Here is a 13,616-nt window from a genome sequence, read left to right on the forward strand (position 1 = left end):
TATCGTCACTTGCACGTTCGTACACAGGAAGGAGTCTGCATGGCGAGTCCCGGATTGAAAACAGCGATCATGCTGAGCCTGCTCACATTGCTCGCTGCCTGCGGCAAGAAAGAAGCCCCGCAGGAGTACCTGCCGCGGGTTTTCGTGCAAGAGGTCAAGCCGGCGGATTACGCGGCCGCGGTGACGCTGACCGGTGACGTCCAGGCGCGGGTGCAGACCGAACTGTCGTTCCGCGTCGGCGGCAAGATCATCCAGCGCATGGTCGATGTCGGTGACCGGGTCAGCGCCAAACAGGTGCTGGCCAGACTCGATCCCAAGGATTTGCAGACCAACGTCGATTCGGCCCAGGCCCAGGTGCTGGCCGAGCAGGCGCGGGTCAAGCAGAGCGCCGCGGCGTTCGTGCGCCAGCAGAAACTGTTGCCCAAGGGTTACACCAGCCAGAGTGAATACGACTCCGCCCAGGCGGCCTTGCGCAGCAGCCAGAGCGCGCTGAGTGCGGCGCAGGCGCAACTGGCCAACGCCAGGGACCAGCTCAGCTACACCGCGCTGGTCGCCGACGCGCCGGGGATCATCACCGAACGTCAGGCCGAGGTCGGCCAGGTGGTCCAGGCGACCGCGCCGATGTTCAAACTGGCCCGCGACGGCGATCGCGACGCCGTGTTCAACGTCTATGAATCGCTGCTGGCCGAGCGCCCGGCGGATCGTTCGATCGTGGTCAGCCTGCTCGACAACCCCGACATCAAAACCACCGGCACCGTGCGCGAAATCACTCCTTCGGTGTCGGCGCAATCCGGCACGGTGCAGGTCAAGGTCACCCTCGACAGCCTGCCCCAGGGCATGCAGCTCGGCTCGGTGGTCAGCGCGACCGCCAAGGGCACCGGCAAGACGGCGGTGGAACTGCCGTGGTCGGCCCTGACCAAGAACATCAGCGAGCCGGCGGTGTGGCTGGTCGACGACAAGGGCGAGGCGCAACTGCACAACGTCACCGTCGGCCGTTACCTGACCGGCAAAGTCATCATCAGCGCAGGGCTCGACGGCGGTGAGAAAGTCATCGTCGCCGGCGGGCAACTGCTGCACCCCGGCATGAAAGTGGAAATCGCCGAGAACACTTACCAGGATCTGCAACCGGGAGCACAGCCATGAAGCCGTTGTGGGTGTTGTCCATCGGCCTGCTGCTGGGCGCCTGCTCCAAGAGCGAAGCGCCGCCGGAGCCGGTGCGGCCGGTGCTGTCGATCAAGGTCCAGGCGTTGAACGAGGAAACCCTCGGCCGCTTCGCCGGCAGTATTCAGGCACGCTACGAGAGCAACACGGGCTTTCGCGTCGGCGGGCGTATCGCCAGCCGCAACGTCGATGTCGGTGCCGAAGTGGACAAGGGCACGCTGCTCGCCACGCTCGACCCGTCCGACCAGCAGAACCAGCTGCGTTCGGCCCAGGGCGACCTGGCCAAGGTCGAGGCGCAGTTGATCAACGCCCAGGCCAACGCGCGGCGGCAGCAGGCGCTGTTCGATCGTGGGGTCGGTGCGCAGGCGCAACTGGACGTCGCCCAGACCGATCTGAAAACCACCCAGGCGTCGCTCGACCAGGCTCGCGCGGCGGTCAGCCAGAGCAAGGATCAGCTCGCCTACACCGAGCTGCGCTCCGACCACAAGGCCGTTGTCACCGCGTGGAACGCCGAGGCCGGGCAGGTGGTGACCGCCGGCCAGCAAGTGGTGACCCTGGCGCAACCGGACATCAAGGAAGCGGTGATCGATCTGCCCGACACCCTGGTCGATCAGATCCCCGCTGACGTGGTGTTCCTGGTGGCCGCGCAACTGGACCCGAGCATCAATACCACGGCGACCATCCGCGAGATCGAACCCCAGGCGCAAAGCGCCACTCGCACCCGCCGGGCGCGCCTGACCCTGGCCGACACACCGCCGGGATTCCGCCTCGGCACGGCGATCAGCGTGACCCTCAGCTCGGCGATCAAGCCACGGATCGAACTGCCGGCGACCGCCTTGCAGGAAGTCGACGGCAAGACGCGGATCTGGGTGATCGACCCGCAAAGCAAAACCGTTGCCCCGCGCGATGTCAGCCTGGTCAGCCGCACCGCCAGCACCATCGTCCTCGCCGGCGGGGTCAAGAGCGGTGAGCGCGTGGTCAGCGCCGGCGTCAACAGTCTCAAACCCGGCCAAGCCGTGAAACTCGACGAGGACAGTCAATGAAAGGCTCTTTCAACCTCTCCGAATGGGCCCTCAAGCATCAGTCGTTCGTCTGGTACCTGATGTTCGTCGCCCTGCTGATGGGCGTGTTCTCGTACTTCAACCTGGGGCGCGAGGAAGACCCGTCGTTCACCATCAAGACCATGGTGATCCAGACCAAATGGCCTGGCGCGACCCAGGAGGAAACCCTCAAGCAGGTCACCGACCGCATCGAGAAAAAACTCGAGGAACTCGACTCCCTCGACTACGTGAAAAGCTATACGCGCCCCGGTGAATCCACGGTCTACGTGTACCTGCGCGACACCACCAGTGCCAAGGACATCCCGGAAATCTGGTACCAGGTGCGCAAGAAGATCGACGACATCCGCGGCCAGTTTCCCCAGGGCATTCAAGGGCCGGGCTTCAATGACGAGTTCGGTGACGTCTATGGCTCGGTCTACGCCTTCACCGCTGACGGCCTGACCATGCGCCAGTTGCGCGACTACGTCGAACAGGCGCGCGCCGAGATCCGCAATGTGCCGGGGCTGGGCAAGATCGAGATGGTCGGCCAGCAGGATGAAGTGATCTACCTGAACTTCTCCACGCGCAAACTGGCGGCGCTGGGCATCGATCAGCGCCAGGTGGTGCAGAGCCTGCAATCGCAGAACGCCGTGACCCCGGCGGGTGTGATCGAGGCCGGTCCGGAGCGGATTTCCGTGCGCACCTCGGGCCAGTTCGCCTCGGAGAAGGATCTGGCCGAGGTCAATCTCAAGCTCAATGACCGCTTCTATCGCCTGGCCGACATTGCCGACATCAGCCGCGGCTACGTCGACCCGGCCACACCGCAATTCCGTTTCGACGGCAAACCGGCCATCGGCCTGGCGATTGCCATGCAGAAGGGTGGCAACGTCCAGGAGTTCGGCAAGGCCCTGCATGAGCGCATCGACCAACTGACCGCGGACTTGCCGGTCGGCGTCGGCGTGCACACGGTGTCCGATCAGGCCGTCGTGGTGGAAGAGGCCGTCGGCGGCTTTACCAGCGCGCTGTTCGAAGCGGTGATAATCGTGCTGGTGGTGAGCTTCATCAGCCTCGGCGTGCGCGCCGGGCTGGTGGTGGCGTGTTCGATTCCGCTGGTGCTGGCGATGGTGTTCGTGTTCATGGAATACAGCGGCATCACCATGCAGCGGATTTCCCTCGGTGCGCTGATCATCGCCCTCGGCCTGCTGGTGGACGACGCAATGATTACCGTGGAGATGATGGTCACGCGCCTGGAAATGGGCGAGACCAAGGAGCAGGCCGCCACGTTCGCCTACACCTCGACAGCGTTCCCGATGCTCACCGGTACGCTGGTGACGGTCGCCGGTTTTGTGCCGATCGGCCTCAACGCCAGCTCCGCCGGCGAGTACACCTTCACCCTGTTCGCGGTGATCGCGGTGGCCATGCTGGTGTCGTGGATCGTCGCCGTGCTGTTCGCCCCGGTGATCGGCGTGCACATCCTCAGCGCCAACGTCAAAGCCCATGAGGGCGAGCCCGGGCGCATCGGGCGCGCGTTCAACCATGGCTTGCTGTGGTCGATGCGCAACCGCTGGTGGGCGATCGGCATCACCGTGCTGTGCTTTGTCCTCGCGGTGTTCTGCATGCGGTTCGTGCAGAACCAGTTCTTCCCGTCGTCCGACCGGCCGGAAATCCTCGTCGATCTCAACCTGCCGCAAAATGCGTCCATCGACGAAACCCGCAAGGCCGTCGACAAGCTGGAAGCGACACTCAAGGGCGACCCGGACATCGTGCGCTGGAGCACCTACATCGGTCAGGGAGCAATCCGTTTCTACCTGCCGCTGGACCAGCAACTGCAGAACCCGTACTACGCGCAACTGGTGATCGTCAGCAAAAACTTCGAGTCCCGCGAGGCCCTCAGCCAACGCCTGCGGGAGCGCCTGCGCAAGGACTTCGTCGGCATCGGCAGCTACGTGCAGGCGCTGGAAATGGGCCCGCCGGTCGGCCGGCCGATCCAGTACCGGGTCAGCGGCAAGGACATCGATCAGGTGCGCCGCCACGCCATCGACCTGGCCACCGAGCTGGACAAGAACCCGCACATCGGCGAGATCATCTACGACTGGAACGAGCCGGGCAAAGTCCTGCGCATCGACATCGCCCAGGACAAGGCGCGCCAGCTCGGCCTGTCGTCGGAGGACGTGGCCAACCTGATGAACAGCATCGTCAGCGGCTCGCCGTTGACCCAGGTCGATGACGATATCTACCTGATCAACGTCGTCGGCCGCGCCGTCGATTCCGAACGCGGCACGCCGGAAACCCTGCAGAACCTGCAGATCGTTACACCGGGCGGCACCTCGATTCCGCTGCTGGCGTTCGCCACGGTGCGCTATGAACTCGAGCAGCCTCTGGTGTGGCGCCGCGACCGCTTGCCGACCATCACCATCAAGGCCTCGGTGCGCGACGAGATCCAGCCGACCGATCTGGTGAAAGTCCTCAAGCCGTCAATCGATGCCTTCGCCGCCAAATTGCCGGTGGGCTACAAGGTCGCCACGGGCGGCACGGTCGAGGAGAGCGGCAAGGCGCAGGGGCCGATTGCCAAGGTGCTGCCGTTGATGCTGTTCCTCATGGCGACCTTCCTGATGATCCAGTTGCACAGCGTGCAGAAGATGTTCCTGGTGGCCAGTGTCGCGCCGCTGGGGCTGATCGGCGTGGTGCTGGCGTTGGTACCGACTGGCACGCCGATGGGCTTCGTGGCGATCCTCGGGATTCTGGCGCTGATCGGCATCATCATCCGCAACTCGGTGATTCTGGTGACGCAGATCGATGAATACGAGCAGAAGGGCTATGCGCCGTGGGATGCCGTGGTGGAAGCCACCGAGCACCGCCGCCGACCGATTCTGTTGACGGCCGCCGCGGCGAGCATGGGCATGATCCCGATCGCCCGCGAAGTGTTCTGGGGACCGATGGCGTACGCGATGATCGGCGGGATTGTCGTCGCGACACTGCTGACGCTGCTGTTTCTGCCGGCGCTGTATGTGGCCTGGTACAAGATTCGCGAGCCGCAGAAAACGTCTGCCTGAGGATAAAACCACAGCTCGCCGCTGGCGCCCGCTCCGGCAGGGGATTTGCTCAAGGAGCATGCGCTGGCGGCGGTCTTCGGCGCTTTAGCCCAGCCGCCGCCAGACACTGGCCAGCCACGGCTGCTGCTCGCGTGGCAGCCCTGCCGGCCGGTAGTAATGCTCCAGCTCGACAAACCCGGCCGCCGTCAGCAACTGTTGCCACGCCGCGAGATCGTGATAGGCGCCAAAGCGCTGGCCGTTCCAGCCTTCCTGGTTGTCGCCACGCGGATTGGAACTGAACAGCACGCCGCCCGGCTTCAATGTCGCGTGCAGCTGGCGGAGTACCCGCGGCAATTCCTGCAATGGCACGTGAAACAGCACGGCGTTGGCAAAGATCCCGTCGAAGCGCCCGGCCGGTAAATCGAGTTTGAGGAAGTCCTGCTGCCAGACCTCGCAGCCACTGTCCTGGCGCGCCATCCGCGCAAATTCCTGCGAACCGTCGAGGCCAACCGCGGTGTGGCCCAGGCGCGTGAAGGTCTGCAGGTCCCGCCCCGGCCCGCAGCCGAAATCGAGAATCTGCAACGGCGCTTCAGCTTGGATATGGCGCAGCAGCGCCGCGATGTTCTGGCTGACATCGTGATCGCGGGTGCCTTGGCGAAAGCTCTCGGCCACGGCGTTGTAGTTGCCCAGGGTGGTGGCGGTGATCTGTTCGAGGTCGTCGGGGGTATGTTTCATGGTCGGGGGCGCGGGCAATGGAGGTGGGCCGAATATACGCCATGACGCCGCGCCGCGCAGTGCATCGCAACCTGGCTCGCTCCCGCACCGCCGCGGTGCTCGCTGAACCTCAACGCTGGGAGCGAGGCGCCGGGCTCAGCGCTGTTTCATGCCCAGGCAATCGATCGAGCGATCGACCATCGCCTTGGCGATTTCCAGCAGATGCCAGACCGAGAACACCATGGCGCGGTCCGCGCCGTCGAGGTGATCGCCGCACTGGTGCGCAGTGACCGAGGCGCAGCGCAGCAGGTCGGCGACGTACAGCTGCGCGTCCTCGAGGCTGACGTCTTCGCTGATGTTGTACACGCGCAGCGGCCCGGCAGCGGTGGTCTGGTTACCGGTCAGGTGAGAATCGACCGCACGGCAGAGTGCGGAGCGATCCTTGAGCAGATCCTCGGTGAAACTCTTGTTGGAAGCGAGACTGAGCGGCGGATCGGGAATGCTTTTGTCCATGGGTAAACTCCTGGCGTTAGTGGGAGCCAACCATTTCGCGACTAAACGATCAGGGCGGCGGCTGCACGCAGGTTAGTCGCCGGCCGCCAGGAAACCGGTGCACCCGAGAGTGCCCTGCGCACAACCACCATTGAACCGGTGGAGCTGTGCGCCCAGCGAAATCCGAGCGACTAAACCCGATCACTGCGGGACAGTGATAATCGGAGATTAGCCAGCGCATTTTTCAGGCACAAGCGCACGAAATCATCTAGGAATCGTCCTGCAAATGAATGTGAAGCCGCCTCGCGAATCGAGCAGTTTCCTGTGGGAAAAATCCGATTTTTGCCAAGGATATTGCCGCAAATAAGCGCAGATTCACGCCGTGTGCCGGCCACGCTGAAATCGGCGTTCAGCGTGGCCGTGAACACAGCGTTTCAGCGCTTGTTCAACCCTCGCGCCAGGCGATCGCCGCCGAGCTGAATCACGGCCACCAGCGCCACCAGCAACACGATCACGGTGAGCATGATCTGGCTGTCGAAACGCTGGTAGCCGTAGCGGTAGGCGATGTCGCCGAGCCCGCCGGCACCGATCGCCCCGGCCATGGCCGACGAGTTGATCATCGTCACCAGGGTGATGGTGAACCCGCCGACGATGCCCGGCAGCGCTTCGGGCAGCAGCACGTGCCAGACGATGTGCCAGCGCCGGCAGCCCATGGCCTGCGCGGCTTCGATCAGGCCATGATCGACCTCGCGCAGACTCACCTCGGCGATCCGCGCGAAGAACGGCGTCGCCGCGATGGTCAGCGGCACCACCGCCGCCCACACACCGTAGGTGGTGCCGACGATCAGCCGGGTGAACGGAATCAGCGCCACCATCAGGATCAGGAACGGAATCGAGCGGAACAGATTGACGAACGCCCCGAGCGCTCGGTTCAGCACGGGCGCGGCATAAATGCCGCCCTTGTCGCTGGTGACCAGAATCACCGCCATCGGAATCCCCACCAGCAAGGCGATCAGCGAGGACACGCCGACCATCAGGAAGGTGTCGATGAACCCTTGCAGCAAACGCTCAAACCACATAACCCAGCACCTCCACCCGTTGTGCCCACTGACTGGCGCGCTGGCGCAATTGCTCGGCGTTCAACGGCGAACCGGCGACGGCCAGCAGCAGTTGTCCGAGGGCATGGCCCTGAATCCGTTCGACGCCGCCCTGGAGCAGTTTCACTCGCCCACCGAGGGCGCTGAACAACGCCGCCAGATCCGGTTCGTCAGTGGCGCTGCCAGTGAACTGCAGACGCAGCACCAGCTCCGCCTCGGTCGACGACGGTTGCGCCTGCAGACGACGCTGCAGTTCTTCCGGCAAGGCGTGTTGCAGCGGCGCCAGCAGGGTCTGGCTGACCTCATGCTGCGGATTGCCGAACACCTCCCAGACCGGCCCGTGTTCGACGATGCGCCCGTGCTCCAGTACCACCACGCGGTCGCAGATCTCGCGGATCACCGCCATCTCGTGGGTAATCAGCACGATGGTCAGGCCCAGGCGCCGGTTGATCTCGCGCAGCAGGCCGAGGATCGACTGGGTGGTTTCCGGGTCCAGCGCCGAGGTGGCTTCGTCGCAGAGCAGAATGTCCGGGTCGTGCACCAGCGCCCGGGCGATGCCGACACGCTGCTTCTGGCCACCGGAAAGCTGCGCCGGGTAGGCCTGGTGCTTGGCTTGCAGGCCGACCAGTTCCAGCAGTTCGCGGACTTTTCGTTGCCGTTGTTGTTTGCCGACGCCAGCGACTTTCAATGGCAGTTCGACGTTCTGCCAGACGGTCTTGGCCGACATCAGGTTGAAGTGCTGGAAGATCATGCCGATGCGCCGGCGCAGGGCGACGAGGCGATCCTCGTCGAACTCGCCGATGTCGACCTGATCGATCAGCACCCGGCCAGCCGTCGGTTGTTCGAGGCGATTGATGGTGCGGATCAGCGAGGACTTGCCCGCACCGCTGCGGCCGATGATGCCGAACACTTCGCCGCGCTGGATCGCCAGGTCGATGCCTTGCAGGGCCGCGACCGGGCCTTGCCGACCCTCGTAGGTTTTACCCAGGCCGATGAAGCGCACGTGGGCGCGATTCAGCTCGGGATGCAGTTCGGTTTTTTCAGCATTTCGGGGCTCTGGAATATCCAGTCGCCGTTGGATGGCGGCCGTCACCTCAGCTCTCCCAACCGGCCTGGTACAGCTTGCCGTGGGCCTTGTCCAGCGCGGCACGCACGGCCGGCGAGTGCTGGTAGATGTCGACGAATTTGATCAGCCGCGGGTCGGTCTTGCTCTTGGGCTGGATCACGAACTGAATCACGTATTCCTTGTGATCGAGGCCGTCGAACAGCAGCGCCGAGCCGGCGTCGAAGGTCTTGGCCAGACGGATGTAGGCCGGGTAGCCCTGGACCAGATCGGCGTCGTCGTAGGCGCGCACCAGTTGCACGGCTTCGACTTGCAGGATCTTGATCTTCTTCGGGTTGGCGACGATGTCGTCTTCGGTGGCCTTGTAGCCGACGCCCGGCTTCAGGGTGATCAGGCCGGCCTTGGCCAGCAGTTGCAGGCCGCGCCCGCTGTTGATCGGGTCGTTGGCGATGGCGACGCTGGCGCCTTCGGGCAGCTCGTCGAAGCTTTTGTATTTCTTCGAGTACAGGCCGACGTTGTTGATGATCCCCGGGGCGAACGGCACCAGGTCGAACCCGGAGGCTGCCTTGGCGTTTTCCAGGAACGGGATGTGCTGGAAGTAGTTCACGTCGATGTCGCCGGCGGCGAGGCTGACGTTGGGTGCGATCCAGTCGGTGAACTCTACCAGCTCGACCTTCAGGCCTTGCTTGGACGCCTCTTCCACGGCGGCTTCCAGCGGAATGGCGAAAGCGGCGGTGGTGCCGATTTTCAGGGGCGCATCGGCGGCAAAAACTGCCGAGCTGAACAGGCCGAAGGCCAGGGCCAGTGCTTTGACTGGGTGGGTCAGGCGTTTCTTGGTCATGGTGGTTTTCCAGTCAGTGCATAAAGTTTGTGGTGTCTGTTCGGGCCTCTTCGCTGGCAAGCCAGCTCCCACAGGTTTTGTGAACGCCACAGACCCTTGTGGGAGCTGGCTTGCCAGCAAAGCTTTTAATGTCGGTATGAAGACCCGGTGTGTTGCTCAGGTAACTGCGCCCCTGCGTGAAACAGTTTTTCGCGCAGGCTGCCACTCTCATACGCGGTCTTGTACGAGCCACGCCGTTGCAGCTCCGGGATCACCAGGTCGATGAAATCGACATAGCTTTCCGGCGTGACAATGCGAGTCAGGTTGAAGCCGTCCAGGCCGGTTTCGGCGATCCACGATTCCAGTTCGTCCGCCACCTGTTCGGGCGAGCCGACCACGGTGATGTAGCGGCCGCCGAGGGCGTGCTGCTCGAGCAATTTGCGCCGGGTCCAGTCGTTGTTCTGCAGGTTTTTGGTGGCGGACTGGATCGCGTTGCTCTTGACGTACTGGATCGGTTCATCGATGGCGTACTGGGAAAAATCAATGCCGGTGGACGCCGAAAAATGCGCCACACCGGCCTCGGCGCTGGCGTAGCTCAGGTACTCGGCGTGCTTGACCCAGGCTGCTTCTTCGCTCTCGCCGACGATCACGTTGAGGCCCATGAACACCTTGATGTCCTCGGGGTTGCGCCCGGCTTCGACGGCGCTGGCGCGAACCTTGTCGACCTGGACTCGGGTCGACGGTTTGTTCTGGCCGCTGATGAACACGCACTCGGCGTGGCGTCCGGCGAACAGCAGGCCGCGATCGGAACTGCCGGCCTGGAACAGCACCGGCGTGCGTTGCGGCGACGGCTCGCACAAGTGATAACCGTCGACCTGATAGAACTCGCCCTGGTGCTCGACCTTGTGCACTTTCTCCGGTTGCGCGTAGATCCTTTGCGCAGGGTCATTGAGCACCGCATCATTTTCCCAGCTGCCTTCCCAGAGTTTGTAGAGCACTTCGAGGTACTCGTCGGCCTGGTCGTAACGCCGGTCGTGCTCGACCTGCGCACTGAGGCCCATGGCCTTGGCGGCGCTGTCGAGGTAACCGGTGACGATGTTCCAGCCCACCCGGCCGCGGCTCAGATGATCGAGGGTCGACATGCGCCGGGCGAACAGATACGGCGGCTCGTAGGTGAGGTTGGCGGTGAGGCCGAAACCGAGATTTTTCGTCACCGCAGCCATGGCCGAAACCAGCAGCAGCGGGTCGTTGACCGGCAACTGGATCGATTCTTTCAGGGTGACATCCACCGCGTTCTGGTAGACGTCGTACACGCCGACGATATCGGCGATGAACAGCCCGTCGAAGAGGCCACGCTCGAGCAGTTGCGCCAGTTCGGTCCAGTACTCGAGGGTCTTGTACTGGGTCGAGGTGTCGCGCGGATGCGTCCACAACCCGTGGTTGATGTGGCCGATGCAGTTCATGTTGAACGCATTGAGGAGGATTTTCTTTTTCGCCGCGCTCATCAGATCGTCCCTCGCAGCGGAGGGTTTTCATTGTTGAGGTAGTAGTTGCCCACCGCGTGGTATTTCCAGCGCACCGGGTCGTGCAGGGTGTGCACCCGGGCGTTGCGCCAGTGGCGGTCGAGGCCGTGTTCGCTGAGGGTGGCCTGGCTGCCGGCCAGCTCGAACAGGGTGCTGCCGGCGGCAAGGGAAATCTCGGTGCTGATCGCCCGCGCTTCGGCCACGGCAATCGACGCTGCCGCGACGGTTTCGGCGTTGGTCTGCGCCTGCGCTGCGTCGAGCACTTGCCCGGCGCGTTCGAGCAAGGCTTCGGTGGCATGCAGGCGAATGCTCAAGTGGCCGAAGCTTTTCAGGGTCAGCGGGTCTTCGGTGGCCTTGTCGTTGCCCGAGTCGATCCACGGCCGGGTCTTGCTGCGCACGAAGTGCAGGGCATCTTCATATGCGGCGCGGGCGATGCCGGTGTCGATGGCGGCGTGGAGGATCTGCGCCAGCGGGCCGACCGTGGTCGGGCGCTCGAAGGCACTCTGGAACGGGATCACGTCTTCGGCGGCGACATAGACGTCTTCGAACACCACCGAACCGCTGCCGGTGGTGCGCTGGCCGAAGCCGCTCCAGTCATCGATCACGCTCAGGCCCTGGCTGTCGCGCGGGACGAAGGCCAGTTGCTGCACGCCGTTTTCGTCGACCACCGAGGTCGGGATGCGCTGGGCGTAAATCGCCCCGGTCGCATAGAACTTGCGGCCATTGATGCGATAGCCGTCGCCGTCACGCGTGAGGCGGGTGACGCGGTCGTGGGCGGTTTTGGTGCCCAGTTCCGCCAGGGCGTTACCGAAGCGCTGGCCGGCCAGGACTTCGGCGTAGAGGCGTTGTTTCTGCTCGTGGCTGCCGTTCACGCGGAGCACTTCGAGGGCATAGAAATGGTTCTGTGGAATCTGTCCGAGGGAGCCGTCGGCCTTGGCGATCAGGGCGATGACGCTGGCCAGGGTCACGTTGGACACGCCGGCACCGCCGTATTCCCTGGGCACGCTGATGCCCCACAGGCCGGAGCGCGAGAACACGTCCAGTTCCGGCAGCGGCAGGCGGCGTTCGCGGTCGCGCAGATTGCTGTCGCGCTGGAAATCTTCGGCCAGGTCGCTGGCGACGATCAGGGCTTGCTCGTCGCTGGTGATGACCGCGACGGGGTGAGAAAGAGTCATGTGTTTCTCCAGAGGTCTGGTCGTTAAATCCAGGAGTGACGAGCCGGCAAGGTGCCGTTGAGGCGATAGGCGCCGACGGCGTGATACTTCCAGCGCACCGGGTCGTGCAGGGTGTGCACCCGGGCGTTGCGCCAGTGCCGGTCGAGGTTGAATTCGGCGAGGGTGGCGCGGCTGCCGGCCAGTTCGAAGAGCTTCTCGCTGGCCTGCAGGGCGATTTCGGTGGTCAGCACTTTGGCTTCGGCCACGGCAATCGAGGCTCGGGCGGCGGACTCGGCGGTGAGCGGCGCTGCATGCACCTGGTCGAGCACTTTGCCGGCCTTGCGCAGCAATGCCTCGGCGGCGTGCAGTTCGATTTTCAGCTTGCCGATATCGGCGATCACGTAGAGGTCATCGCTGGCGCGTTCGACCTTGGCGTCGATCCAGGGCCGCGCACGGGTCTTGACGAATTCGATGGCGTCGTCGATGGCGCCGCGGGCGATGCCGGCGTCGATGGCCGCTTGAATCAGCTGCGACACGGCGCCTTGAGTGTTTGGCTTATCGTTGATCTTCCAGTTGTCGACCACCAGGCTCGACTCGACCCGCACGTTGTTCAGCAGAATTGTGCCGCTGGCGGTGGTGCGCTGACCGAAGCCGGACCAGTCATCAACAATGCGTAGGCCCGGGGTGCCACGGCGGACGAACGCCAGCACCTGCTTGCCGTCGTCATTGAGCGCCTTGACCGCCACCCAGTGCGCGAACAGCGCGCCGGTGGAATAGAACTTCTGGCCGTTGATCACGTAGTCGTCGCCATCGGCGGTGATCCGCGCTTTCAATTCCAGGGTGTTTCTGGTGCCGCGCTCAGGACCGGCATTGCCGATGCGCCAGCCTTCCAGCACGCTCTGGAACAGCTGCTTTTTCTGTTCCTCGGTCGCGCTGCCGAGCACCAGGTTGATGATGCCGAACTGGTTTTGCGGAATCTGCCCCAGGGCCGGGTCGGCGGCGGAGATGATCGCGAACACGTCGGCCAGGGTGACGAAGGAAACCTGCGGGCCGCCGTACTCGCGCGGGATGGCGATACTGCCCAGGCCGCTGCGGGTGAACTGTTCGATTTCCGACCACGGCAGCTTGCGCTGACGGTCGCGCTTGGCGGCCTGCACGCGGGCGACCTGCGCCAGCTCGTGGGCGGCCTTGATGGCTTGGGCGTCGTTGCGCAAGACCTGCGCGGGCAACAACAACGGGGCGATGTCCAGGTCAGACTGGACGTTTGCGTCTGCCAGACTGGACATCAGTGCCGCTCCTTGGCTGCACGCAATGCCCTGGCGATCTGCACTGGGGTGATTGTGTTCCGGACCATACTACCTACCTCACATCTCATGAAAAACGCCGCAAAAGTGCGGCGAACGAAAGAATGTCCGGTGGTCCGGTTCATATACCCTAAGCGCGTATAAATATTAAATAAACTAACTTTTAGGAATATGCATAGAAGGGCGTGTGGCCCGTTTGGTTAACCCTATTCATGG

The 13,616-nt window shown here is 63.8% G+C and carries 11 protein-coding genes; 3 read left to right on the forward strand and 8 right to left on the reverse strand.

Translation table 11 applies throughout. The features are described 5' to 3' along the window. The first annotated feature begins 39 nt into the window (after positions 1 to 39). The 3 genes from QRN70_RS19575 to QRN70_RS19585 are packed head-to-tail and all read left to right on the forward strand — an operon-like array spanning position 40 to position 5,254. Positions 40 to 1,143, forward strand: a complete 1,104-nt coding sequence (locus tag QRN70_RS19575) for an efflux RND transporter periplasmic adaptor subunit (protein ID WP_285419564.1) — start codon at positions 40 to 42, stop codon at positions 1,141 to 1,143. Then, entirely contained in the window at positions 1,140 to 2,204 is a 1,065-nt protein-coding gene (locus tag QRN70_RS19580) for an efflux RND transporter periplasmic adaptor subunit (protein WP_285419565.1), read from the forward strand. The genes QRN70_RS19575 and QRN70_RS19580 overlap by 4 nt, the downstream gene beginning before the upstream one ends. Beyond that, positions 2,201 to 5,254, forward strand: a complete 3,054-nt coding sequence (locus QRN70_RS19585) for an efflux RND transporter permease subunit (RefSeq protein ID WP_285419566.1) — start codon at positions 2,201 to 2,203, stop codon at positions 5,252 to 5,254. Before QRN70_RS19580 ends, QRN70_RS19585 begins: the two co-directional genes overlap by 4 nt. A gap of 84 nt (positions 5,255 to 5,338) precedes the next feature. Here the strand turns inward: QRN70_RS19585 and QRN70_RS19590 are convergent, their stop codons facing one another. The 8 genes from QRN70_RS19590 to QRN70_RS19625 all read right to left on the reverse strand — a co-directional run bounded on the left by QRN70_RS19590 (position 5,339) and on the right by QRN70_RS19625 (position 13,382). Continuing rightward, positions 5,339 to 5,968 (reverse strand): class I SAM-dependent methyltransferase, encoded by a 630-nt coding sequence (locus QRN70_RS19590; RefSeq protein ID WP_285419567.1) that lies wholly within the window; start codon positions 5,966 to 5,968, stop codon positions 5,339 to 5,341. A gap of 135 nt (positions 5,969 to 6,103) precedes the next feature. After that, positions 6,104 to 6,460, reverse strand: a complete 357-nt coding sequence (locus QRN70_RS19595) for a DUF6124 family protein (protein WP_285419568.1) — start codon at positions 6,458 to 6,460, stop codon at positions 6,104 to 6,106. A gap of 413 nt (positions 6,461 to 6,873) precedes the next feature. Continuing rightward, positions 6,874 to 7,518 (reverse strand): methionine ABC transporter permease, encoded by a 645-nt coding sequence (locus tag QRN70_RS19600; protein WP_285419569.1) that lies wholly within the window; start codon positions 7,516 to 7,518, stop codon positions 6,874 to 6,876. After that, positions 7,508 to 8,629, reverse strand: a complete 1,122-nt coding sequence (locus tag QRN70_RS19605; protein ID WP_285419570.1) for a methionine ABC transporter ATP-binding protein — start codon at positions 8,627 to 8,629, stop codon at positions 7,508 to 7,510. Before QRN70_RS19605 ends, QRN70_RS19600 begins: the two co-directional genes overlap by 11 nt. A gap of 1 nt (position 8,630) precedes the next feature. Further along, complete coding sequence (locus QRN70_RS19610) at positions 8,631 to 9,440, reverse strand: MetQ/NlpA family ABC transporter substrate-binding protein (protein WP_285419571.1); 810 nt, start codon at positions 9,438 to 9,440, stop codon at positions 8,631 to 8,633. Positions 9,441 to 9,565: 125 nt separating this feature from the next. Further along, positions 9,566 to 10,924: an LLM class flavin-dependent oxidoreductase gene (locus tag QRN70_RS19615; RefSeq protein WP_285419572.1), complete on the reverse strand. Its 1,359-nt coding sequence runs from the start codon at positions 10,922 to 10,924 to the stop codon at positions 9,566 to 9,568. After that, positions 10,924 to 12,117: an SfnB family sulfur acquisition oxidoreductase gene (locus QRN70_RS19620; RefSeq protein ID WP_285419573.1), complete on the reverse strand. Its 1,194-nt coding sequence runs from the start codon at positions 12,115 to 12,117 to the stop codon at positions 10,924 to 10,926. Before QRN70_RS19620 ends, QRN70_RS19615 begins: the two co-directional genes overlap by 1 nt. A 23-nt stretch (positions 12,118 to 12,140) precedes the next feature. Further along, positions 12,141 to 13,382: an SfnB family sulfur acquisition oxidoreductase gene (locus QRN70_RS19625; protein WP_285419574.1), complete on the reverse strand. Its 1,242-nt coding sequence runs from the start codon at positions 13,380 to 13,382 to the stop codon at positions 12,141 to 12,143. Positions 13,383 to 13,616 lie beyond the last annotated feature (234 nt).

This window comes from Pseudomonas sp. efr-133-TYG-5, assembly GCF_030209175.1.
Taxonomy (GTDB): Bacteria; Pseudomonadota; Gammaproteobacteria; order Pseudomonadales; family Pseudomonadaceae; genus Aquipseudomonas.